The following is a 22,990-nucleotide window of genomic DNA, read 5'->3' as shown; positions in this document are numbered from 1 at the left end:
CAATCCTATTATTTTGAAAACAGTCTATGTTTTTAAATCATTGCCCTCTTTCACTACATTAAAAAAGCCACCTTTGAAAGTGACTTAAACTTATCCATTTCCATATAGGTTGATAATTTCCAATTTATTTTGCTCCGCATATTTTACAGTATATGCAGTTCCCCTTTGCCACCATCAAAGTAACAAATCATTTTACTGCTATGTTCAACCATATATCGGTTTCTCTCATGATAACAACCTCGATGGTATTTAGCACTTAAGGTGATGACCTCATCACACTGGGCAAGGATGCTGAAATAGACTTCTCTGCTTTCCTCCTTCCAGTATTTCGCCTGTTCTTCATAGGGAAGTACGGCAATGAGGCTTATGATCTTCGGTTTTCTTATTTGAATTACTTTTTTTCGTCCCAACACAATATCTGCACACAGTAAATCGAAGCCATAGCAGGCTCCAAAATAAAAAATTTCAATTCCCCCTTCCATTGCTTTGGCAATTTCTTCCCCCACTCTTAACTTCAACCTTTCAAGCATTTCTTTGCTTTGCGGTAACTTTTCACTTCTGTGACCGCTAAAACATAAAGAATTTTCATTTTTTCGCATAATTTCTCGCCTCTTAGTCATAATATTCATCGTCTATATGGATATTATCCATAAATAATATAAACCATATTACTAATAATGTCAAACAATATTGATATTATTTATATTGAAAGTAGAGGTGTCTAATATGCAACGATTAAAACAACTGCGTGAAGCTAAAAATATGACACAAGTTCGCCTTGGTATAGAAGTTGGAGTATCACAAGAAACCATCAGTGGCTATGAGATTGATAAGGCTATGCCTCCTGCAGATATGCTTATAAAACTTGCTGATTCTCTCGACACTTCCATTGATTATATTCTCGGTAGAACCGACATTAAAGATTTTAAGCCTTTCAACAAATCCGATTTAAGCGAAATGGAACGAGACCTTATTTCTACATTTCGAAAACTGTCAGAAAACAAAAAGGAACGAGCAATTGGCTTTATTAACGGATTAACAGAATAAGAAATGTGATTCTGATTTGCAATCTCTAAAGTTTTGCATTTTTTAAGAGGTGATTGTTTTGGAAGATTCTAAAATAATAATAGATCGAATGAATGAGCTATGCCGTGAACGTGGAATTACTATCGGTAAACTCTGCACTATATCCGGTGCAACAGGCTCTACTGTAAATGACATAATGAATGGAGTAACCAAGAACCCCGGGGTATTTACGATTAAAAAATTATGCGATGGACTTGGGATAACCCTTAGTGAATTTTTTAATACTGATGATTTTAAAAACTCTGATCCCGTCATTAAGTAAGACTGTGCTATACAAATATGGAAAAAAGAGACTAAATTTTTAGCTTACCTAAAGATTTAGTCTCTGTTAAAATATTACTTCTTAAATTAAACGATCTCTGCGAGAATTTCGGGGAACATGGAAACACTTCGCTGTAAAATCCCTTGCATATAAGCAATTAGGATGCCATAGTTGGTAAAGGGAATCCTGCTATCTGCCGAAAATTTTTGCCGATATTTCATCTCTCTATCGTTTAACATACATCCTCCACAGTGTACAACTAATTGGTAGCTGCTTAGATCATCCGGAAACTCAGTACCCGAAGTAAACTCAAAATCAATATTTTTCTTGGTATAGTTTCTTATCCATTGAGGTAGCTTTACCGTGCCGATATCCTCGCATTGACGATGGTGGGTACATCCTTCAGAAATAAGAATTTTATCACCATCATTTAGCAAATCTATGGTTCTTGCCCCTTTTACAGCAGTTTTAAGAACCCCCTTGTATCGAGCCATTAGAATAGAAAAGGATGTAAGATAAATATCTTCTGGTGTTTCAGCATTTACCTTGCTAAAAACTTGGCTATCCGTAATCACAATTTGGGGCTTGCTCCCCATTTTTTTTAAAGTTTCCGAAAATTCCGATTCTTTCACTACAATAGAAACTGCTTGCGCCTCTAATATATCCCGAATTGTCTGTTGCTGTGGTAAAATCAGCCTGCCTTTTGGTGCAGCTTTATCTATGGGTACTATCAACACAGCAAAATCGCAAGGTTTAAGAATATCCCCAACAATTTGAGATTTCGAAGTATCTGAAGTAATCAGTTTTCCGATTTTTTCTTTTAGCTGTTCTATTTGGTCTCCTGTTTTTGCACTTACAAAAATGCTTTGGTCATCGGTACTTTTTTGTGATTTAATGAAATCAACCTTGTTATAAACAAGAATATACGGAATATCTTTCTCTTGAAATAACTGAACGAGTTCTTCATCTTCTGCTGATTTTTCTTCCCTAGAATCCATCACAAGTAGCGCAATATCTGTTTTATTCAGTACTTGTTGTGCCTTTTTTATACGTAAAGCACCAAGCTTCCCTTCATCATCAATTCCGGGTGTATCAATGATCATTATCGGTCCAAGGGGGAGGAGTTCCATAGATTTATAAACAGGATCTGTTGTGGTTCCTTTCTTTTCAGATACTACCGCTAAATCTTGGTTTGTGATGGCATTGAAAAGACTGGATTTTCCCACATTTCTTTTTCCAAAAATAGCGATATGGATTCTATTTGCTGCCGGTGTTTCATTCAATCCCATTTAAATCCTCCTAAAACCTAAAATCACGGTTTCCACTACTGATTTTTTCAAGATTCTCCACAACAATTTTTCTTACTTTTTCATTTGGAACGTTGTGGATTTCGTCTAAAATCAATTGACTCCCTAGGTTTTTTGTACCGGTAGAAGCATAATCTTCAAGATATTCCTTTAAAGTCATTAAAGCATTGGGGTGACAGCAGTTATGGATTTGTCCGCTTTTCAAAAGTTGCATAAATCGGTCACCGGTTCTGCCCTCTCTATAGCAAGCTGTGCAAAAGCTTGGAATATATCCAAGTTCCATTAGCCATTTTACAATTTCATCGAGAGTTCTATTATCATTGAGCTCAAATTGAGAAGAATCCTCTTCCTCAGGTTCATCTTCTGCATAGCCACCTACACTTGTTTTGGAACCACCACTGATCTGGGATACCCCAAGATGCAAAACCCTTTCCCTGCATTCTTTACTCTCCCTTGTAGATACAATCATGCCGGTGTAAGGAACGCTGATTCTAATACAAGCTACTAATTTTGCAAATATATCATCATCAATTCCATTATCAAAAGAAGAAGGGTCTATATCGTCTGCCGGGCGGATTCTGGGAACACTAATTGTATGAGGGCCCACACCAAAAACGGCTTCTAAATGTTCTGCATGCATGAGTAACGCCGCAAACTCATATCGATATAATTCCAAGCCAAACAATACACCAATCCCAACATCATCAATTCCACCTTCCATCGCTCTATCCATGGCTTCCGTATGGTATGTATAGTTATGCTTTGGACCTGTTGGGTGAAGTCTTTCATAGCTTTCTTTATGATATGTTTCCTGAAATAAAATATAGGTTCCAATTCCCGCATCCCTTAATTTTCTGTAATTTTCCACGGAAGTTGCTGCAATGTTTACATTAACACGCCTGATTGCACCATTTTTATGTTTCACACTATAAATTGTTTTTATGGACTCCAATATATATTCAATCGGATTATTTACAGGGTCTTCTCCGGCTTCTAAAGCAAGCCTTTTATGTCCCATATCCTGTAAAGCAATTGTTTCCCGTCTGATTTCTTCTTGCGTCATTTTCTTTCTCGTAATATGTTTGTTTTTCAAGTGATAGGGACAATATACACATCCGTTTACACAATAATTGGACAAATATAACGGAGCAAACATGACAATACGGTTTCCGTAAAAATCTTTTTTAATCTGCTCCGCCAGTGCATAAATTTCTTGGTTTTTTTCTTCTATTTGGCAGTCTAAAAGCACTGCCGCTTCCCTGTGAGTAAGCCCCTTTTTCAGATGGGCTTTTTCAATAATTTTTTCAATAAGCTTTATATTGTTTTTGTTCTCCTGGGCATAATTCAGTGTTGCCAACACTTCTTCGTGGCAGATAAATTCCTCTGCTTTCCTTGATTTTGGATGATACATTTTATTTCTCCTCTCTTAATCGGGTCAGATATTCTTTCCCTTCAGCTTTATTTATTGCAAAGAAAAATGATCCCCACGGGATACCACAACCTGATACCCTATGTTTTCCATTCTCTTTTGCATACAAAATCTGCATTCTGCGGCTTCATCGCCTGTGCAAATTTTATTGTCGTATAACATATATTTATTTCTTACCGAAATCGGTGAAAGATTAGGCATAACAACATTGGCACCAGCTAAAATCCCTTGTTCTCTTCCCAATGGATCAATCGTTCCAAGAGCCGTTGTGGAAGGAAGCAGAACCTCCGGAACCATGAGCCTTATGAGACCTAACATAAATAGCGTTAATTCTAAAGAACCCCCTGCCTCATTTGCAAATGGCGTTTCGTGGTGGGGAATAAATGGCCCAATTCCAACCATATGGGGCTGTAGTTCTTTTATAAAGACTAAATCTTCTACAAGATTGTCCACTGTTTGAAATGGGGAACCCACCATAAAACCACATCCAATTTGAAAGCCAATTTGTTTTAAATCAAAAAGGCAAGCCTTTCTATTGGATAAAGTAAGGTTTTGGGGATGTAGCTTTTTATAATGCTCCTCATCCGCAGTTTCATGGCGCAGAAGATATCGTTCAGCCCCGGCATTGTAAAATGCCAGATAGCTTTCATAGCTTCGTTCTCCAATAGAAAGAGTAATGGCACAATCCGAGTACTGCTTTTTTATGGAAGCAATGATGTGTACTAATTTATCATCCGAAAAATAGAGATCTTCCCCACCTTGAAGCACAAAGGTCCGAAAGCCAAGCGCATATCCTGTTTCACAGCAATTTAGAATCTCTTCCTCTGTTAGCCTATACCGTTGTGCATTGGTATTGCTTTTCCTAATTCCGCAATAATAGCAATCGTTCTTGCAATAATTCGTAAATTCAATAAGTCCTCTAATGTATATGTCATTACTGTAATGCTTTGTTTTTATCTGATTGGCTTTATCAAAAAGATATTCTGCAAGCTCTGGAGTTCTTCCTTCTATTAGCGCCTTGAATTCTGTGGGTTCAAGCTGCTGTGTTGCATATAAATTATCTATAAGCTCTTTCATTTTATTCCTCGTTTGTTTTTGTAGGATATTTTGAATATACAGTTTTGGTGCTTACACCTGGCAGTCTCCCAAGCTTACCTGATAAAGTACTTATAATATCATTGGGCGCATCTACAACAACGCTGATAATATTAATTTTTTTTTCTCTATAGGGAATCCCCATTCTTCCTATGATGTACGTTCCGTAGTCATGGAGAATACTGTTTAATTTTGAAACAGAATCAATTTCTTCTACAATGATTCCTATAATAGCAACTCTTGTTTCCATACTGATTCCTCCACATATTTTATAGTAAAAAAAATACGCCTAAAGGCGTAGCATTCCATAACGAATTACGTTGTCGCGAAGCCTTTCACCTTATATCCCGTATTCGGTGTCAGTAATAACAATCTTATTATATTCTATTGTAACCTTTTTTACAATCTCCAGTACATTTCTATTTATTGGAAATGCACTCAGAAAGTTACAAGGGACTTTATGAATTTGCAGCATAGGGTGCCTTGCGTGTTATCCTGTATAAAATTTCATACACAAGCAGGCGTTTTTCATCTTCATATCCACTTATTTTTGTTCTGATCCAAATTCCAATTCTCCATACGCCCTCACAAACCATACTGATATTTTACATTAAAAACCTTCTCGCATTTTTCTACACCATAAAAAAATGATTCAAATTATCACTTTTATTGTATAACGCAACAATTCCCACCTTTTTGTTTCGCCGTATAAAGCATGTCATCTGCCTTCTTATAGGCATCCTCAAAGGGTATAGTTTCTACTTCCAAATTAGTAGCTGCCCCGATACTTACTTGAATATTAGGCAATTTACAAGCCACCTCATATCGTTGGAATTTAATTTTCTCAAAGATCTGGTTGGAAATATCTTGACATCGTTCTGTAGAACCCTCCTTAAGAATAATGCAAAACTCATCTCCACCTAAACGACCAATTAAATCAGTATTACCTATACATTTTTTCATTGCCTCTACAACACCAAGGATAACTGCATCCCCCGTAGGATGTCCAAAGGTATCATTAATCTGTTTAAATTTATCAATATCTATAATCATAATACTAGTGGAACCATTTTTAAGGGCTCCATATTCTCTTTCAAGGGTTTTACGATTATAAATTTGTGTTAGCCCATCAAGTTCTGCTTTTTCTTGCAGCTCATGTTGTCTAACCATCTGCTCCGTTATATTCCTAATAACAGCCACACCACCTCCTCTTTTGCCATTTTTCATTAGGAAATGATGAATTTTCACTTCGTAATAATAGATACCCGATGCTGTTTCTAATTTCAACTGATGAACAGAATCTTCTACCCTGTTATAAATGTTATATAAAGCATTTTTATCAAGCATATACCCAAAATCGTCTAAGAATATGGACGCCGCAGTATTGGCTTCCAGAATCTTTCCTTCCTTGGATAGTACAACAATCCCCTCCTCTAGGGAATTGATGACCCAATCTTTTGCCAATGGTGATACAGACAAAAAATCATATTTGAAAACACCTATGCTTATAAATATGTATGGGATACACATAATAACTGACATCGGCACTGAAAATCCATGATCTTGCAACCAATATTGCTGGGCAACTAATAATACTAACGCAAGTAGGCACCCCATAGAAATCATAATCACTTGTTTTCGCATATTTCTAAAAATTTTAGCTAAATGAATAAATAAAAGCACCGTTGCAAACCCAAACAAAATAAAGCGGATTTGGACAAAGAAAGCGCCAAGGTAGGTAGATGTAACAATTAAATCAAAGTCACCATTTGATTCTAACATATAAATTTTTGATCTCATTAAGTTATGTATGGGATCAGTGAACAATAATATCATGGAAAGAATATTTAGAATAATAAAAATACACAGGATTGCTCTATGGACACTATTTTCAGATTTCGTATAAGATACTACAAACCAATAATCCGATATAGAAACAAAGGCCATACCAAATTGAACTACATTTCGAAAAAACACCTTCAAATAAAAATTATGGGTAGATAATTCAAAAACTGTTCCAAGCGTCCATATTATCATAAAAATCATTGAATATGTAAAATATTTTGAACACTGCTCATCTCTATTCTTGAAGCTCAGCATACCCAATAAACTTATAATAATTAAAGAAACAACATTCAAATATATATAAACAATCTGCATATCTTTCCTCGATTCTAACATTGTTCAAATTAAGCATTTTATCCCAACACAGTTTGATCATTTTAAGAGTGTTGGTTGTTCAAAGGATGGGCTGTCGTATTTTAGATTTTATATGATATTTAACTTTTCATCCACAAAATTGAATATTATTATTAGATTTTCCATACATAAAAAATACCTCCTGCATGTAATAAATTATTTTATCATACAGGAGGTTATCTTTCCACAGTTACTGACATCTCAAGTTAAAAATATTCTCAAGTTATTTACTTCTTTAAAATAATCGGCAGTAATCATCTACTTCAAAATACTTCCCCAACAAAAAACAGCACTGAGTACTCAGCACCGCCTACATTTTTATGCAATAAATAAAAAGGATTGTAAAAATAATAAATAACCCCAATTTTTAGTGAGAAATCGGCTTTAGTATAACCGCCAAAAATGCTTAGACCAATGAAAGTAAATTTCCTAGTAATACCTGGATATTAATATTTTTTATCAACTCTTTTTACGCCCTTTTAATCATTTTTAGAACGTGAAATATACTCCTTTATCATATTTACCGCATCTTTAATACTAATTGTACTAACATCAAGACATAAATTGTAATTTTTACTCATTCCCCAAATTCCTCCTGTGTAATAATTATAATGCATGGATCGCTTTTTATTAATATCTCTCATATGCTTCAACGCTGCCACTTTTTCCATATGCTCCCGTTGCATAATAAGCTGCACTTTAAAGTCTTCTTTTGCATATAAAAAGACATTATAACATTGATATACATCCCTTAAAATATAATCTGCGCATCTTCCCACAATTACACAATTGCCTTTAGTCGCAGCCTCCCGAATAATTTTAGCCTCGATCTCGTATAACTCATCTAGTTTTGTTTTATCTTCCGAAAAAGCTTGGTACTGTGAAAACAAATCATACAAAAATCTGTTTGTCATAGTCTGTTCTTTTGATTCTACGTATTCTTCTAAAAAATTGCTTTCTTTTGCTGTCATTTCTATTATATTTTTATCATAGTAATCAAAACCTAAAAGTTTCGCCAATTCCTGTGCTATTTTCCTTCCATCACTTCCAAATTCTCTACTAATTGTAATAACAATCGTATCTGAATTCTCCTTAACCGGCCTTTCTGCTTTTGCTCTGGCATCCTTTAATATGAAGTTTTCAATAAAAATTAATTTTCTCTTTAATAACCTGGCTATCATCCCTACCAGTAATGCTGCAAGAACAGTCCCCTCACGAACACCTGCAAGTTTATGGAATAAGATAAACCCGATTACAGCTGCAATAAGTGTCATAGCTGTATCAAATACAACCTTTGTCTTTCCGAAGTCTTTATGGAATGTCACTGATATCGCTTTCACAAATGATTCTCCCGGCAGCATAACAACATCTGCTATCATCTCCATATAAACTCCTACCCCTAAAATGATACATCCAACAATCAAAGAAATAAATTTCATTAAGTATGTACTTGGAATCATAAAGGAAAGCAAGTTCATGGTTAAATCAATAAACCAAGAAAAAGCAAAAGAAACAGGTATCTGCAATAAATATTGTTTCGGAAAATTCTTTCGAAGCAATATTATTTGAATAACAATGAGCAAAATACTCATATATAGCGTAAACATCCCCAATGTCGGCTTAAAACCAAGGCTTAATGTGTATGGAATACTTGAAATTGGTGATGTACCAAGACTTGCCTTTGTGATAAAACTTACACCAAATGAATTGATAAATAGCCCGATAATAAATACAATGTATCTTTTAAATAGTTCTTGCTTATTCATTCCTGCCCCTCCGTATTGCTCAGATTGCAAAATATTTGATAAAATATATTCATAAACCGCTCTATTTCCTCTTTATGAATCCCTTTAAAAACTTCTGTCTCTATTTCTCTAAAAACATCTGCAACTTTTTTACTGTTTTCTCTGCCGTCATTTGTTAAATACACATAACTAGAACGACGGTTGCCTTTTATTACGCGTCGTTCCACCAGCCCCTTTTCTTCCATACGTTCCAAAATGCCCGTAAGTGTAGCCGGGTCTATATGACATCCACCTGCAATATCCTTCTGAATACTACCGTCGTGTATACTAAGATAATCTAATACTTTTGGCTGTCCAGGTGTTAAACCTATTTCCATTAGCTTATTTAAAACTTTTTTTTGAAATAAAGCATAATTTACCATACTTAAATAATGAAAACTTTGATCCATATGCCCTCCTTAAAATTTGCTTCCTAATTGTTTGCTTCCTAATTGTTATCAGTTAAATTGTAGTCCAATTAATATGATCTGTCAAGTTTCACCAATAAATGAAAATTTATCTTTTCAAAAGAAATACTCGTGTAATATAAAAAACAGTTAACCTGCAAAATCACTGCACATTAACTGTTTTTTGAATTGTTAAAAAGTATGGAATATTTTTTCCCTTGAAAATTCTATAATCTAATATAAGCAAGAGTCCAAAGACATTTAATCTTTTTATTTATACTGAAAACCCCATTGAAACCTTGTGGGATATAATTTTAAAATTGATATTAGTTTTTCAACTTGCTACAGTATAGAGCATGGCTTCTATCCTACCCTCTACTTCAAAAACTCCTTTATTAATTAACTTCTTTAAACGGTATTGCAAAAACTCATCACCTATTTGCTGCTCTAAATTCTCCATAACCTCACCAATTAATCTTCCTGCTTTAATATATTCACCATTGTTTTCTGACTATGAAGTTTTTTGGCTATGTCAATGATATATTGATCATAATATTCTTCCGAAACATTCTGATTTTCATCATTCATCCATATTTTCAATATATCAGTGCTTTCTGCAAACTCAGTTTTACCTTGGAGAACATCTCCTTGGATTATATTCATAAACTTGTCCGATTCTTCAAACATAGGAGTGTGAGCCGAATTCCGAAACAAATAAAAACCTTTTTAATTATTGCATGAAATTCATCCCTAAGCATACTCTTTCCACCAAACACATTAAAAACTGTTTTTTAAGAAGCTCATAGAGAGAATAATTTTTGTTTCGTCTGAATCAAAGCAAGATTAACTATTATACATGGCTGAGCAAAAAAAATTAAGTATACTGAGGATTCTCAACAAAAAACATACATAGATTTTTCTAAGGATAATGAATACCTATAGATTATCTTGTTCAGGAAAAAGATCCATACGCATATGATATACCCACTAATCAAAAAAACTTTAGGTTCATTCCTTCATTAAAAGTTCCGCTGCCCACTTAACAACTTCATTGGAACTATCTTCGGGATTTTTCTTGGGTTCGACTAAGGCTATTTCACCTATAAACTCATTTCCTGGCAATGCATCTTTTAATTTGGCAAAGCACTTTTTAGCTCCACCCCCTCCGTGGCTGGCAAACAGAGCAATCCGCTTGCCCTGAATGCGGTATTCTTCTAAAAAAGTTTTTATAGGCGGGGAATATGATCCTGCCCAAACTGGCGTCCCGATTAAAATTGTCTCGTATCGACTCAAATCAATTCTATCGTTTATAAGCTCTGGTTTCTCACCAAAAATAACGCTTTTTCCTCCCCAGAAATATTTACCAAATCCCTTTTTAGGGTATTCCTTGCTTATTTTCAATTCCATCGTATCTGCATTCATTGTTTTAGCAATGGTTTCTGAAATGAATTTTGTGTTGCCCTCAAATGAAAAAAATACAATCAAAGTACTCATAATAAATCTCCTTTCATGTTTTAAAATTTTTGTATTGTTGTTGTTTCTGCCATATGCCAAAGCTGATTGCTTTCTTATGGCAGCCATCCACACATTCTAGGCAATTTATGCATTCAACCGAATCCAAGTTTCCCGATTTAACCATCTCTACTACGTCTAGGCCCATAGGACAGTTCCTACTGCATTTTCCGCAGGAAACACAATCTTCAGGTTTCGCTTTAAGCCTGAATCTGGGGATATAAAGAACGTCTGCAAGCTTTTCTCCAATTATCATAAATGGTGCCATCCAGCAAAGACTGTGACACATTCCCCGTCTGCCGGTCAAAAGCGTGAATAGATAGATTATCGTCATAACAATTGCATAGATGATAAAATATTGCAAGTTTATATCCGTAAAACACCAAAAGTCCACTTTAAGGGGGCGGTTCTTTATCCATAGAAAAATAACGAATGAAAACCAAACCATCCATATGATGTATTTAGAAAGGTTTTTACCGTTACTGTTCCAGTGGCGATTATTGGCAGCAGAAATATGGTCCTGTACCGCACCACCGGGACAAAGCCAACCGCAAAAAAGACGACTGCCAACCATTGAAAATAGTAAAAGCAACCCAAAAACAATTGCGCTTCCATTTAACAAGCCATTTACCGCAGATATAACAATTACAAAAGGGGATAAAAAGAAAAACGTTAAAGGAAACATCAACGAGGAAAAAACCAGCATACCTTTGCGAATCCTTTGTCTCATTATAAATCATCTTCCTTCCCCGAAATAACATTCTTTGCCTTCACAGCCCAATCTCTCATTGCCGAATACATATAGACACCGCTAAGTGCAGTGAGTTGGCTATAAGTACAGTCTGTTCCCTGGGCTTTAAGCAGATCAAAATGCTCGATATAACCGTTCATATCTTTAATCAGATTTTCATTTCTTTTTATAAAGTCATCCAAATGCCCGAGTAACACCTCCGGCTCAGTGTTTTCCCCGAAGGATACCTTGAGAAGTATTTCATATCTAAGCTTTTCAATCTCAGGCTCTTTACACAGCCAATCTAAAAGCACTTTCCTGCCTGCATCAGTTATGCTGTATACGATCCGCCCTCTCCCCTTCCCGGTTTCGCTATCTTCGAAACTTACGGCAAGCCCCTCAGCCACCAGTTTTTTCAGTGTTGGATAAATCTGCCCAAAGCTCTCCTGCCAGAAATGGCTATATTCATTCTCAATCCATTTTTTTATTGTATAGCCGGTTTGCGGCATACGTGCCAGCATTCCCAACACTACATATTTCGATTTTCCTGTGTTCTCTTTCATACATATTCACCCTGCCCCTTTAATATATCATAACAATATATCACAAAGATATATTAGTCAAGATGAAATGTACATAATATTCCCCAACATTTGGAATACTGTCCACTTTTTTTATATCATAACTATGTCACATCAATGCTTGCATTGAAACAATGAGCAAACAATTCTTTCCCAACTGCTTAAATTACTATTGTTCTTATTTTTATATTGAAGTAAAATCTTAACTATGGTAAATTACGAATACTCTTCTAGGATTGTCGTAGCTTTATACGTTTATCCATATACCCAAAGCAATAATTGTACTCAAAAAGGGGGAGGAAAAATGATAAACAATGAATATATAAATCGTGCAATAGATTATATCTTAAATCACATCAATGAAAATGTATCTGTTGATGAAATTGCCTCTCATTGTAATTTTTCTAGATATTACTTTTCCAGGATGTTTAAAATGGAAACGGGAGAAAGCATTTATGAATTTATCAAACGAGTGAAAATGGAACAAAGTGCATTTCGCTTAAAGGTGGAAAGAAACAGAAGTATTACCGATATCAGCTGTGATTATGGTTATAGCTCATCGAACTATTGCTCTGCTTTTAAACAACACCATAATCTATCCCCAATGGAATTTCGCCGAAATATCACTCAAAAATCTTTAGCGAACCCAATATTCAATTGTGCTACGATAGGATTAGAATCATTTGAGGTATGCAACCAAAAAATCTCAATAGAAATTCTTGAAGATTGTCCTATTATATATCAGCGGCATAAAGGAAATTATGGGGATCTATCGGTTCATTGGGAAGAGTTTCAAGAAAAATACAAGAACTATATCACTGAGTTAACATTGTTTATCGAGCGAACTTATGATGACCCGTCCATCACTCACATAGATAAATGTCTATATGAAATCTGTATGACCGCCCCAGAGAACTGTAATCTTGAAAACACCTATATACTAAAAGGTGGAAAGTTTGTAATTTACCATTTTAGAGGGTTGGCGAAGGAAATATACACATCTTATCAAAGTATTTTTAATGTGTGGCTGCCCCAAAGTAATTGTGAAATTGACGATCGCTATGGCTTTGAAATTTACAGAAAAGTAGACTGTGATTCCATGTATATGGAAATTGATCTTTGTATCCCCATCAAATAAGGCACAAAAACAGAAGTATTTTTCTTTTCATTCTTTTATCCTATTCCGTGTGAACGTTAGATATAAGGAGGAAATGAAAAATGAACTTAGAGTGTATTCAAAACAACAAAATCAAAACAATTTTGCAATTTTCCATTCCATCTATTATTGCAATGGTGCTGACCTCACTGATTACGGTTGCCGATGGTTTTTTTATTGGAAACTATGTGGGAAAAGAAGGGCTCGCTGCGGTTAACTTAGGGTTACCCATTGTCTATTTATTCCTTGCAGTTGGACTCATGGTGTCAGTAGGCGGCATAGCAATGGCTGGAATAACTCTTGGCAGCGGAGATATCAAAAAGTGCAACAGTGTTTTTAATCAAACTATGTGTACGGCAATGGTTGCTACCATTCTGCTCAGCATCATCATGTGGCTTTGTCTTGATCCTATGCTTCATGTGTTAAATGCTGATGGAAAAGTGGTAGGATTTTTCAAGGACTATTATGGCATTATGCTGGTAGAGCTTCCCATTATGGTAATAAACGCATCCTATGGTATGTTTATTAGAGGGGAAGGTAAACCACAGTATTTTATGCAGGTTAATATTTTAAATGTGTTCCTGAATATCTTCCTTGATTATATGTTTGTACGCTGGTTTCACTTTGGCGTCAAGGGTGTCGCTACTGCTTCTCTACTCTCTGCCCTTGTTACACTTTGCTGCATTCTTTACTTTTTCATCAAAAAGTCAAGCATATATAAATTCCACGGTTTTTCTTTTTCAGGTAAAGTATTGCGTAGCACACTACTCAATGGTAGTTCAGAATTTGTTGGTGAAATGTCCCTGAGCATTTCTATGTTTGCCTATAACTTTGTAATTCTAAAGAATATTGGTGTGGACGGCGTGACTGCATTTACCATAGTGGGTTATATTGCCTATATCTTCAGCATGATAATTGTCGGTTTTGGACAGGGCGCAAGCCCTCTCATTAGCTTTTCTTATGGAGCAAAAGACCATTTCCTTGCAGCAAACTTGCGTAGAATAACCAACTTCATGGTGCTCATTGTAGGAACAGTGGTGCTTTTGCTTGTTTCCATTGGTTCTGGATGGTACAGCAGTCTGTTTGTAAAAAATGAAGTCGTGGAGCAAATGGTGCGCTCTGGTATAATAATCTTTGCTGTTTCATTTCTTTTTTCGGGAATTAATACAATTACTTCTTTTTATTTCACATCAATTGGGAAGGCAAAAGAGTCAGCTGTCATATCTTCTGCGAGAGGCTTGGTCATTCTGTTGATTTGTATTTTCACTTTGCCTCCACTGCTGGGTATCACAGGCGTTTGGCTTGTGGCACCTGTTACAGAATTGTTTACCTTACTTCTGAGTCTATTTTTTATAGGAAGAGAACGTAAGAATCAAATGTACAAATTAGAGCAAAGGGCATGTTTATAGTAAAATGATGAAAAAAATCTGTTTGCTATGCTAAACCGATATAAAAAGTGGCAAAACAATACGTTTTGCCACTTCCATTGATGGAATATATGGAATTTATCATGATTCTTTCTTACTGTAATCAACGAACCAAATCTCCTGCCAAAATGCAGATACCAGTCAATATATTCGCTTAAAAACGCAACCTTTGTTTTACCACTATATTTAATGCTTCTACTTTTTCTATGTCAGAAATAAAGCCCTATAGTAATTGAATCAAGGCTTCAACATCCTCTTCTTTTGTAGCCCAGCTTGTTGCAAATCGCACTATAGTATACTCATCATCTAGCTTTTCCCAAAAACTAAATGCAACTTTTTTCGATAATGCTTCCATTTTTTCATTTTGTAAAACAATAAACTGTTGATTTGTTGAGGAATCAATATAAAACTGGTAACCTTTTTGCTCAAATCCTTCTTTTAATTTCATTGCCATGTCGATAGCATGTTTTGAAATTTCAAAATAAAGATTATCTGTAAATAAGGTATCAAATTGAATGCCCAACAGCCTTCCTTTTGCAAGTAAAGCTCCATGTTGTTTTATAATTGTAAAAAAATTCTTGATTCTAACTGTAGGCGTTATGACAACAGCTTCCCCCAATAATGCGCCAACCTTTGTCCCACCTATATAGAACACGTCACAATACGTAGCTATCTCTTCAAGTGTAACGTCTGAGTCTCTTGCCATTAATCCATAGCCAAGTCGGGCACCGTCAAGGTAAAGAAAGACTTTATGGTTTCTGCATACAGCAGATATTTCCTTCAATTCTTCTTTTGTGTAAAGTGTTCCATACTCAGTTGGCTGAGAAATATAGACCATTCCCGGTGCTACCATATGCTCATGGTTTCCATCTTCTTCGAAGTTTTTCAAATAAACTTCCACTGTATCTGCCGATAATTTTCCATTCTGACCTTCAACCTCTAAAACCTTATGGCCACTTGTCTCTATTGCACCCGCCTCATGAGTGTTTATATGCCCGGATTTTACAGCAATCACACCCTCAAATGAATAAAGAAGACTATCAATTACCGTTGCATTGGTCTGCGTTCCACCGGATAAAAAATAAATTTCAGCTTCCGGACATTTACAAGCCCCTCGAATTTTTTCTCTTGCACTTTCACAATATTTGTCCATTCCATAGCCTTCTGTTTTTTCCATATTGCTTTCTAAAAGCCTTTGTAATATTTTAGGATGTGCGCCTTCCAAGTAATCACTATTAAAATATTGCATTCCATATTCCTCCTTAAAGTTAGTTCCTTCATCACCTAATTCTTTCAATATTATACCAGATTTTGAATTATATTAACATGGAACCATAAAAAAAGCTAAGTCTTAAGTCTTATATTGACCTATCTCTTAGCCTTTTTACATGACCCATCCAAAATTTTTTATCCATATCCCCCTGTAATATTGTGCAGTTCAATAGCCTTTAAACATAGTCTCTATGACAAAAGAATATATACTTATAAAATTCACTTTGCTTAATTCCGGAGGTATCCCATTGCTTTACAATAATACTTTAAAATCCACCTATTCACAGAAAACTTTAAATAAAATACTTGTTTCATTTTATGAAGAATGGAAAACTCGGTATCTCAGAAAAGTCCAAGAAACCTCACCACTTCAAGAATATCTCTTTTATACATATGACCAGCCAACAGAAAACAATGCCGTAACCTGTTCTGAAGCCATGGGATATGGTATGTGCATTTTCCCCATGATGTCTCCCTTTGATAAAGATGCCAAAAAACACTTTGAAGCACTATGTAACTACATAAAACACTATCCAAGCTACTATAATCCCAATCTCATGGCATGGCAACAAATAGAGACACCTGACCATATTATCATTAACAGCAGTGATAAGACCTCCTCTGCTACAGACGGAGATATGGACATTACCTATGGCCTGCTTCTGGCACATCGACTGTGGGGTAAAACAAATCCAGCAAGCAATTATTTTAACGATGCACGATTGCGAATGAATGCATTAATGATGCGTTGTGTTTTCCCTCAAACTTCCATTCTTTTGCTTGGAGACTGGGTGCTTGAGGAAAATCAGGGCTTTTATACTGGCGTTACCCGAAGCTCAGATTTTATCACTTATACTATTAAAAACTTTCTAAAAGTGGACATACAGAATAGATGTAAATGGAAAAATGTTCTCTTCCGTATACACTCTATCATTAACTATCAAATGACACTTCAAAGTATGCTAAATGGACTTATGCCTGATTTTTTTATCCAAGTTAATCATCACTACATTGCCCCCCACATACAAAGTACTTGAGTCTACCCATGATGGTGACTACTATTATAATAGCTGTCGTATCCCTTGGCGTTATGCTATGGACAGTATCTTGTATCATACTCCTGTATCCAATCAACTCCGTAGGTTAAATTCATGGGTACAACTGAAAACCAAAGATAATCCCGCTCAAATTATGTCTGGATACTATCTAGCCAATGGTATACCCGGCACTTCCTTTGGTACGCCGAGTCAACTATCATTTATTGCACCTTTCTTGGTTTCTGCCCTTTGTGAGCCTAATAATGATGCATGGAAATTAGCACTCTGGAATTACATCATAAACACACCTATTACATCTGGTACTTTTTATGATAATACGCTAAAACTGATTTCCCTTATTGTAGCAACAGGTAATTGGCTAGTTCCTTGACATGGACATTCTACAAGTACAATCTTTATTTTTAAAGCCATTACAAAATATCAATATATTCATTACTTAAGGCTTTATTCATACTTCTCACAGCACAAAACTTACCGCACATAGAACAAGTATCATCAAATTCAGGCGTTCTTTCATCACGGATAGATTTTGCATATTCAGGATCAAGGGCACATTCCCACTGCCCTTCCCAGTCCAATTTTCTTCTTGCATCTGCCATTTTATCATCTAAATCTCTTGCATTTGGTATTTTCTTTGCAATATCCGCTGCATGAGCTGCGATTTTACTAGCAATAATCCCTTGTTTTACATCATCAACATTTGGCAATGCAAGATGTTCCGCCGGAGTAACATAGCATAGGAACGCTGCCCCTGCCATTGCCGCAACAGCACCACCGATTGCCGCAGTGATATGATCATATCCGGGAGCAATATCTGTTACGATAGGGCCAAGCACATAGAAAGGTGCGCCCATACAAATGGTTTGTTGTATTTTCATGTTTGCTTCCACTTGATCAAGAGGAACATGCCCAGGACCTTCAACCATAACTTGAACATCTTTTGCCCAAGCTCTTTTTGTTAATTCACCTAAACGAACCAGCTCATCTATTTGACAAACATCCCCTGCATCAGCAAGACAACCTGGACGGCAGGCATCGCCTAAGGAAATGGTAACATCATATTCTCTACAAATTTCAAGAATTTCATCATAATACTCGTAGAATGGATTTTCATTTCCTGTCATACACATCCAAGCAAACACAAGAGAGCCACCTCTGGATACAATATTCATTTTTCTTTTATGTGATTTTATTTGCTCAATGGTTTTGCGTGTTATACCACAGTGTAAGGTTACAAAGTCAACACCGTCTTGTGCATGTAGTCGCACCACCTCAATAAAATCTTTCGCTGTTAAAGTCGCTAAATCTCTTTGATAATGTATAACAGAATCATAAACAGGTACTGTACCGACCATAGCCGGGCATTCAGAAGTCAGCTTCCTTCGAAATCCTGTTGTATCTCCATGGGAAGACAAGTCCATAATAGCTTCTGCCCCCATATTTACAGCTTCCATAACCTTTTTCATTTCAACGTCATAATCCTTGCAATCTCTGGAAACACCAAGGTTTACATTTATTTTTGTTCTAAGCATAGAACCAACACCGTTTGCGTCCACACATTTGTGATTTTTGTTGGCGCAAATTGCAATTTTGCCTTCTGCCACATACTGTCTGATAAACTCTGGATCTCTGCATTCTTTTTTTGCAACAAGTTTCATTTGTGGCGTTATAATTCCTTTTTTGGCTGCTTCCATTTGCGTGTTATAATTCATAATTCTTTCTCCTTTTCTTAGTAAATTTAAAGAAACAGGGAATTAAACTCATTTATTTTTAACTAAAAAAGCAGAAAATACCTTGATTGGTACTTTCTGCTACGATAAACGGCACTTGCGCTTCCTACGTTGGCATTATCCAAATCAGGTTAAGGGTCGAAGTTATTACTTCCTCTCAGCCTGTACACAAGCTCCCCTGCTTTTATTTATTTTCTCTCATATTATCACAATAAAAAAACATAGTCAATACTATAACAAGCATATTCTAAATCCGCAATTATAAAATTGGGGGTTAAATGATTTTGAAATTTCCTTTACCTTTGATATTCAATAACTCCATCAATCATGGTCATTTCCACTTCCAAATTCACAATGTCCATAGGAGGGATGGCAAGAATATCCTCTGAGAGAACAATCAAATCTGCCAACTTTCCAACCTCAATACTGCCCTTAATATCTTCTTCAAAGGAACTGTATGCTCCATTTATTGTAGCACAACGAATTGCTTCAAGTACCGAGACAGCCTGCATTTTATTACATTGAAACCCAACAGACCTATCATACCGATTTACAGCGGCATCTAAAACAGCAAGCCCGGCAGGATAGGATGGGATATCACTATGTAAAGAACATTTCACCCCGGCATCCAGCATACTTCGAAGGGCACAGATATACTTATTTCTCCCCTCCCCATAGAAGTCAACGAATTGTGCCCCCAGCTTCTGAATGGAAGATACATTTACGCTGGGACAGATATTCATTTTTGCCATACGGTTCACCAAATCTTCATCCACAATGGTGCAATGTTCAATCCTGTGACGAAGATCCTGCCTTGGATTTGTTTCGAAGGCTTTCTCATACCCCTCCACCATAAATTCCACAGCTAAATCTCCAATAGCATGCGCTGTTATTTGGCATTCCGCATCATTTAATTTTTTGATATACTCCGCCACCTCCTCTCTTTCCCAGTCTTTTTCTCTGGGAAGGTGAGGATTATGGGAATAAGGCTTTCTGGTTGCACAAGAAGGTCCACCAGAACCACCGTCAATCATAAATTTTGAACTGCCAATCTTAAAATGTTCATCCCCAAGGCCGCTGGCCAAACCTAATTCCAAAAAATGTTCATTATCCATCAAAGAATATCTCTTTCCAAAAATACTATGCAGCATCATATAAGAACGGACTTTAAACTTTCCCTCTCGGCATAGTTTTTGCATAATATGATAGGATGGTTTATCACATTCTCCGCAGTCGTGAATGGAGGTAATACCATTCTCCAAACAATGCTGATGTGCCTTCATTGCCGCCCGTTCCTGCGCCTGTTGTGTATATTCAACCTTGCCCCAAAGCCAAAAATGGGTATGCCCTCTAACCATTCCGGTTAATTTTCCATCAACAACCTCTACTTCATCTTCAGGATATTTTTTCGCATCCTTCGCTGTATAGACATCTAAATACTCCAATGCTTTAGAATTGTACATACATATATGTCCTCCACCATGCATACAGTGAACGGGATTATTGGGTGCCGCTGAATCCAACTCATAAATGGTGGGATGGCGTTGTTCCGGAAAAAGAGTTGGTTCATAGCCCATCATAGAAATCCATTGTCCCGGTTTCTTTCTTTTCGCTGCATCTTCTACCATCTGCAACATATAGGATAGAGATTTGCAGTTTTCGTAAAAAGTATCAATCATAGGTGCATCCAAATCCTTCCCCAATAACCCGGAAAGAATGGGATGGTAATGAGAATCTATCAAACCCGGCATCAGTGTTTTGCCTCGCAAATGAATCATTTTCGTTTTACTATCTTTGATCTTTAAGATTTCTTCATCGGAACCCACGAAAACAATTTTATTGCCTTTTACACCCACGGCCTCCGCAATTTCATCTCTTTCATTTACAGTTATCACTTTGCCACTTATAAAAGCCGTATCTATGTATGAAAAATCAAATTTCATTGTCTCCCCCCTTGTCGAGACTATCAATATTGTAAACTCCCCATAACGGAAGATTTTTTCAACACCTTAGGAATCAATCATTACTTGTGCCCTTTTTTAAGTTGAAAAGTTAGCGCCCCACCATTTTAGGTGGGGCTTTCCTCCTTAAATAGCATAAATGCAGGAAACCTTGGTAGCCCACTTTGCTTTTTTATTACTTACTATTTCTTACGAGTAGAACAATTTCAGAGTTTCTTCGTCTGATTTTTTCCCTACCAAACTACCAACAACAAATACTGCAATAGAAACCACGATGGATGGTACGATGGGAGTCGTGCCAAGAATACTTACTTTATAAGTAGTCATTAGCAAGAAACAAACAACGCCGATAACACTGGATAAAATTGCCCCCGTTGCATTTGCTTTTTTCCAATACAAGCCAAACAGAATTGGGCATAAAAATGCGCATTCAAGACCACCCATTGCAAAAAGATTAATCCAAACAATCAAATCAGGCGGATAAATCGTAAATATAAATACGATAATTCCTACAATTAAAGTAGTGATCATACTCATTTTTCCGATTTTCTTATCAAATTTTGCATCATTCTTATCAACATTCCCCTTTTCCTTGGCAATGTAGTTGAGGTAAATATCCTTGACTATGGCCGCAGAAGCCAAAATCAGCAAAGAAGATACCGTTGACATCACTGCTGATAGGGGTGCCGCAATAAATAAGCCTGCCACTACGGGATTCATATATTTCAACACCAAAGTAGGTACAACATAGTCAGAAGATGCAATCTCAGAGGGGTCTAAAACTGCCGGTGCAAATGCTCCCGAAATATGCATAACAAGCATTAAAAATCCCACTACAATGGTGCCGTAAATCATAGCATTGTGGAGAGATTTTGTGTCCTTAAAGCCCATACCTCTTACGGCAGTTTGAGGAAGACCCAACACACCAATACCAACAAGTACCCAGAAAGACATTACATATGCCTTTGGTGTTGTACCGCCCACAGTGGGATCATTCCATGTGGGATTCACCACGTTAAGTTTTTCCACAATAGCTTCAAAACCTCCGCCCACACGCACAATAGTAAACAAAATGATAAAACCACCCAAAACCATAACAAGACCCTGTATGGTATCCGTAGTTACCACTGCCTTAAACCCACCGATGGTTGTATAGAGGATAACAATGGCTCCAAAAAGAAGTAATCCGTAAACATAGGGAAGTCCTGTAATTGTTTGGAACAATACAGCCCCACCAATAAACTGTGACATCATCTGGGCCATAAAGAACAACACAAGAGCTATAGAAGAAACAATAACAACTACCGGTGATTTGTATCTCGCCCTTAAGTAGTCTGTCACCGTTACGGCGTTTGTCTTTCTTGAAATGATGGCAAATTTCTTGCCCAAAATCCCTAAAATGATAAAGGCCGTTGGAACCTGAATGATTGATAAATATACCCAAACAAGCCCTTTGGAATATGCAACACCAGGGCCGCCAATAAAGCTACTGGCGCTTGTGAACGTGGCAATCAACGTCATCGCTAATACAAGGCCGCCCATGGATCTTCCACCAATAAAGTAGTTATTGATAAATCCGGTTCCAGCTTCAGCATCTAGCTTAGCCTGTTTTTTGCTGATAAAAAGGCCAATGCCCAAGTTTGCAAGGAGATAAAGCACTAAAACAGTCATTAAGGTTATGGTATATGAACTCATCCTTCATCCCCCTCTCTCCTTCCTTCCTCCGCTATTTCATCTAGACTAAAGTCTTTGAAAAACATCTTGACGACAACAATTACGGCAATACAAAATAAAACATAGCCTACAACGCAGCTTAGGAAGAACCAAAGGGGCAGCCCCATAATATAAATATATTCTTTAGAAGCTTCTGCCAAACCATATCCAGCAAAATACCACCATAAAAAGAAAGCAACATAAAGGCCAATGGAAATAAGGGCTTCCTTTTTAATTTGAAGATTTCTCTCCTTTTCCGTCAGTTTCGGTACCATACTTTC

At 36.5% G+C, this 22,990-nt stretch carries 24 protein-coding genes and 1 riboswitch; of the genes, 6 read left to right on the top strand and 18 right to left on the bottom strand.

Translation table 11 applies throughout. The annotated features are described in order from the left end of the window. Nucleotides 1-143: 143 nt before the first annotated feature. A complete protein-coding gene (locus P9Q65_RS04165) occupies nucleotides 144-599 on the bottom strand; it encodes an SLOG family protein (RefSeq protein ID WP_304508062.1) in 456 nt (151 codons plus the stop codon). Nucleotides 600-726: 127 nt separating this feature from the next. On the opposite strand from P9Q65_RS04165, the gene P9Q65_RS04160 reads away from it, so the two are divergent. Both P9Q65_RS04160 and P9Q65_RS04155 read left to right on the top strand, forming a co-directional pair. Beyond that, nucleotides 727-1,047 carry a helix-turn-helix domain-containing protein gene (locus tag P9Q65_RS04160; RefSeq protein ID WP_304508060.1) on the top strand — a complete coding sequence of 107 codons (321 nt, stop codon included), beginning with the start codon at nucleotides 727-729 and terminating at the stop codon, nucleotides 1,045-1,047. A gap of 58 nt (nucleotides 1,048-1,105) precedes the next feature. Continuing rightward, on the top strand, nucleotides 1,106-1,348 hold the full coding sequence (locus P9Q65_RS04155; RefSeq protein WP_304508058.1) for a helix-turn-helix domain-containing protein: 243 nt from the start codon (nucleotides 1,106-1,108) through the stop codon (nucleotides 1,346-1,348). 86 nt (nucleotides 1,349-1,434) lie between these two features. Here the strand turns inward: P9Q65_RS04155 and hydF are convergent, their stop codons facing one another. The 12 genes from hydF to P9Q65_RS04095 form a co-directional block, all read right to left on the bottom strand. Next, nucleotides 1,435-2,637, bottom strand: a complete 1,203-nt coding sequence (gene hydF, locus P9Q65_RS04150; RefSeq protein ID WP_304508056.1) for a [FeFe] hydrogenase H-cluster maturation GTPase HydF — start codon at nucleotides 2,635-2,637, stop codon at nucleotides 1,435-1,437. A gap of 10 nt (nucleotides 2,638-2,647) precedes the next feature. Next, complete coding sequence (hydG, locus tag P9Q65_RS04145; RefSeq protein WP_304508055.1) at nucleotides 2,648-4,066, bottom strand: [FeFe] hydrogenase H-cluster radical SAM maturase HydG; 1,419 nt, start codon at nucleotides 4,064-4,066, stop codon at nucleotides 2,648-2,650. A gap of 51 nt (nucleotides 4,067-4,117) precedes the next feature. Next, entirely contained in the window at nucleotides 4,118-5,161 is a 1,044-nt protein-coding gene (hydE, locus tag P9Q65_RS04140; RefSeq protein ID WP_304508054.1) for a [FeFe] hydrogenase H-cluster radical SAM maturase HydE, read from the bottom strand. A 1-nt stretch (nucleotide 5,162) separates the two neighbouring features. After that, nucleotides 5,163-5,429 (bottom strand): TM1266 family iron-only hydrogenase system putative regulator, encoded by a 267-nt coding sequence (locus P9Q65_RS04135; protein ID WP_304508053.1) that lies wholly within the window; start codon nucleotides 5,427-5,429, stop codon nucleotides 5,163-5,165. 416 nt (nucleotides 5,430-5,845) lie between these two features. Continuing rightward, a complete protein-coding gene (locus tag P9Q65_RS04130; protein WP_304508051.1) occupies nucleotides 5,846-7,318 on the bottom strand; it encodes a histidine kinase N-terminal 7TM domain-containing diguanylate cyclase in 1,473 nt (490 codons plus the stop codon). Nucleotides 7,319-7,857: 539 nt separating this feature from the next. Then, complete coding sequence (locus P9Q65_RS04125) at nucleotides 7,858-9,144, bottom strand: cytidylate kinase family protein (protein WP_304508049.1); 1,287 nt, start codon at nucleotides 9,142-9,144, stop codon at nucleotides 7,858-7,860. Then, nucleotides 9,141-9,572: a MarR family winged helix-turn-helix transcriptional regulator gene (locus P9Q65_RS04120; RefSeq protein WP_304508047.1), complete on the bottom strand. Its 432-nt coding sequence runs from the start codon at nucleotides 9,570-9,572 to the stop codon at nucleotides 9,141-9,143. Before P9Q65_RS04120 ends, P9Q65_RS04125 begins: the two co-directional genes overlap by 4 nt. Nucleotides 9,573-9,903: 331 nt before the next feature. Next, nucleotides 9,904-10,029, bottom strand: a complete 126-nt coding sequence (locus P9Q65_RS04115; RefSeq protein WP_304508046.1) for a DUF3658 domain-containing protein — start codon at nucleotides 10,027-10,029, stop codon at nucleotides 9,904-9,906. An 11-nt stretch (nucleotides 10,030-10,040) separates the two neighbouring features. Next, on the bottom strand, nucleotides 10,041-10,283 hold the full coding sequence (locus P9Q65_RS04110; RefSeq protein ID WP_304508045.1) for a hypothetical protein: 243 nt from the start codon (nucleotides 10,281-10,283) through the stop codon (nucleotides 10,041-10,043). Nucleotides 10,284-10,577: 294 nt separating this feature from the next. Next, nucleotides 10,578-11,063 carry a flavodoxin family protein gene (locus P9Q65_RS04105; protein WP_304508043.1) on the bottom strand — a complete coding sequence of 162 codons (486 nt, stop codon included), beginning with the start codon at nucleotides 11,061-11,063 and terminating at the stop codon, nucleotides 10,578-10,580. Between the two features lie 13 nt (nucleotides 11,064-11,076). Next, a complete protein-coding gene (locus P9Q65_RS04100; RefSeq protein ID WP_304508041.1) occupies nucleotides 11,077-11,811 on the bottom strand; it encodes a 4Fe-4S binding protein in 735 nt (244 codons plus the stop codon). Further along, complete coding sequence (locus tag P9Q65_RS04095) at nucleotides 11,811-12,374, bottom strand: helix-turn-helix transcriptional regulator (protein WP_304508039.1); 564 nt, start codon at nucleotides 12,372-12,374, stop codon at nucleotides 11,811-11,813. Before P9Q65_RS04095 ends, P9Q65_RS04100 begins: the two co-directional genes overlap by 1 nt. A gap of 322 nt (nucleotides 12,375-12,696) precedes the next feature. Between P9Q65_RS04095 and P9Q65_RS04090 the strand changes: the two genes are divergently transcribed. Together P9Q65_RS04090 and P9Q65_RS04085 are read left to right on the top strand one after the other, a co-directional pair. After that, complete coding sequence (locus tag P9Q65_RS04090; RefSeq protein ID WP_304508037.1) at nucleotides 12,697-13,530, top strand: AraC family transcriptional regulator; 834 nt, start codon at nucleotides 12,697-12,699, stop codon at nucleotides 13,528-13,530. An 80-nt stretch (nucleotides 13,531-13,610) separates the two neighbouring features. Beyond that, a complete protein-coding gene (locus tag P9Q65_RS04085; RefSeq protein ID WP_304508036.1) occupies nucleotides 13,611-14,957 on the top strand; it encodes an MATE family efflux transporter in 1,347 nt (448 codons plus the stop codon). A 241-nt stretch (nucleotides 14,958-15,198) separates the two neighbouring features. On the opposite strand, the gene P9Q65_RS04080 is transcribed toward P9Q65_RS04085, so the two are convergent. Beyond that, entirely contained in the window at nucleotides 15,199-16,224 is a 1,026-nt protein-coding gene (locus P9Q65_RS04080) for a threonine aldolase family protein (RefSeq protein ID WP_304508034.1), read from the bottom strand. A 271-nt stretch (nucleotides 16,225-16,495) separates the two neighbouring features. On the opposite strand from P9Q65_RS04080, the gene P9Q65_RS04075 reads away from it, so the two are divergent. Next, nucleotides 16,496-17,284, top strand: coding sequence for a glycosyl hydrolase family 8 (locus P9Q65_RS04075; protein ID WP_304508032.1), 789 nt, complete (start codon nucleotides 16,496-16,498; stop codon nucleotides 17,282-17,284). Between the two features lie 58 nt (nucleotides 17,285-17,342). Next, nucleotides 17,343-17,675: a hypothetical protein gene (locus tag P9Q65_RS04070; RefSeq protein WP_304508031.1), complete on the top strand. Its 333-nt coding sequence runs from the start codon at nucleotides 17,343-17,345 to the stop codon at nucleotides 17,673-17,675. A 40-nt stretch (nucleotides 17,676-17,715) separates the two neighbouring features. Here the strand turns inward: P9Q65_RS04070 and thiC are convergent, their stop codons facing one another. The 4 genes from thiC to P9Q65_RS04050 form a co-directional block, all read right to left on the bottom strand. Further along, complete coding sequence (gene thiC, locus P9Q65_RS04065) at nucleotides 17,716-19,020, bottom strand: phosphomethylpyrimidine synthase ThiC (protein WP_304508113.1); 1,305 nt, start codon at nucleotides 19,018-19,020, stop codon at nucleotides 17,716-17,718. 101 nt (nucleotides 19,021-19,121) lie between these two features. Next, nucleotides 19,122-19,225, bottom strand: a riboswitch (TPP riboswitch). 106 nt (nucleotides 19,226-19,331) lie between these two features. After that, nucleotides 19,332-20,978, bottom strand: coding sequence for an amidohydrolase (locus P9Q65_RS04060; RefSeq protein WP_304508029.1), 1,647 nt, complete (start codon nucleotides 20,976-20,978; stop codon nucleotides 19,332-19,334). A gap of 207 nt (nucleotides 20,979-21,185) precedes the next feature. Continuing rightward, nucleotides 21,186-22,691 (bottom strand): sodium/pantothenate symporter, encoded by a 1,506-nt coding sequence (gene panF, locus P9Q65_RS04055; protein WP_304508027.1) that lies wholly within the window; start codon nucleotides 22,689-22,691, stop codon nucleotides 21,186-21,188. Beyond that, on the bottom strand, nucleotides 22,688-22,984 hold the full coding sequence (locus P9Q65_RS04050) for a YhdT family protein (RefSeq protein ID WP_304508025.1): 297 nt from the start codon (nucleotides 22,982-22,984) through the stop codon (nucleotides 22,688-22,690). Before P9Q65_RS04050 ends, panF begins: the two co-directional genes overlap by 4 nt. Nucleotides 22,985-22,990 lie beyond the last annotated feature (6 nt).

Source organism: Anaerotignum sp., from assembly GCF_030625865.1.
Taxonomy (GTDB): Bacteria; Bacillota; Clostridia; order Lachnospirales; family Anaerotignaceae; genus Chakrabartyella.
This window is presented reverse-complemented; position numbering and strand designations above follow the sequence as displayed.

Excerpts from the sequence above, each read along its gene's own strand:
- P9Q65_RS04070 (WP_304508031.1), top strand. The coding sequence starts at position 17,343 with ATGGACAGTATCTTGTATCATACTCCTGTATCCAATCAACTCCGTAGG.
- panF (WP_304508027.1), bottom strand. The coding sequence starts at position 22,691 with ATGAGTTCATATACCATAACCTTAATGACTGTTTTAGTGCTTTATCTC.
- P9Q65_RS04165 (WP_304508062.1), bottom strand. The coding sequence starts at position 599 with ATGCGAAAAAATGAAAATTCTTTATGTTTTAGCGGTCACAGAAGTGAA.
- P9Q65_RS04120 (WP_304508047.1), bottom strand. The coding sequence starts at position 9,572 with ATGGATCAAAGTTTTCATTATTTAAGTATGGTAAATTATGCTTTATTT.
- P9Q65_RS04090 (WP_304508037.1), top strand. The coding sequence starts at position 12,697 with ATGATAAACAATGAATATATAAATCGTGCAATAGATTATATCTTAAAT.
- P9Q65_RS04115 (WP_304508046.1), bottom strand. The coding sequence starts at position 10,029 with ATGGAGAATTTAGAGCAGCAAATAGGTGATGAGTTTTTGCAATACCGT.
- P9Q65_RS04100 (WP_304508041.1), bottom strand. The coding sequence starts at position 11,811 with ATGAGACAAAGGATTCGCAAAGGTATGCTGGTTTTTTCCTCGTTGATG.
- P9Q65_RS04160 (WP_304508060.1), top strand. The coding sequence starts at position 727 with ATGCAACGATTAAAACAACTGCGTGAAGCTAAAAATATGACACAAGTT.
- hydF (WP_304508056.1), bottom strand. The coding sequence starts at position 2,637 with ATGGGATTGAATGAAACACCGGCAGCAAATAGAATCCATATCGCTATT.
- hydE (WP_304508054.1), bottom strand. The coding sequence starts at position 5,161 with ATGAAAGAGCTTATAGATAATTTATATGCAACACAGCAGCTTGAACCC.
- P9Q65_RS04125 (WP_304508049.1), bottom strand. The coding sequence starts at position 9,144 with ATGAATAAGCAAGAACTATTTAAAAGATACATTGTATTTATTATCGGG.
- P9Q65_RS04050 (WP_304508025.1), bottom strand. The coding sequence starts at position 22,984 with ATGGTACCGAAACTGACGGAAAAGGAGAGAAATCTTCAAATTAAAAAG.
- P9Q65_RS04080 (WP_304508034.1), bottom strand. The coding sequence starts at position 16,224 with ATGCAATATTTTAATAGTGATTACTTGGAAGGCGCACATCCTAAAATA.
- P9Q65_RS04105 (WP_304508043.1), bottom strand. The coding sequence starts at position 11,063 with ATGAGTACTTTGATTGTATTTTTTTCATTTGAGGGCAACACAAAATTC.
- P9Q65_RS04095 (WP_304508039.1), bottom strand. The coding sequence starts at position 12,374 with ATGAAAGAGAACACAGGAAAATCGAAATATGTAGTGTTGGGAATGCTG.
- P9Q65_RS04060 (WP_304508029.1), bottom strand. The coding sequence starts at position 20,978 with ATGAAATTTGATTTTTCATACATAGATACGGCTTTTATAAGTGGCAAA.
- P9Q65_RS04135 (WP_304508053.1), bottom strand. The coding sequence starts at position 5,429 with ATGGAAACAAGAGTTGCTATTATAGGAATCATTGTAGAAGAAATTGAT.
- P9Q65_RS04085 (WP_304508036.1), top strand. The coding sequence starts at position 13,611 with ATGAACTTAGAGTGTATTCAAAACAACAAAATCAAAACAATTTTGCAA.
- hydG (WP_304508055.1), bottom strand. The coding sequence starts at position 4,066 with ATGTATCATCCAAAATCAAGGAAAGCAGAGGAATTTATCTGCCACGAA.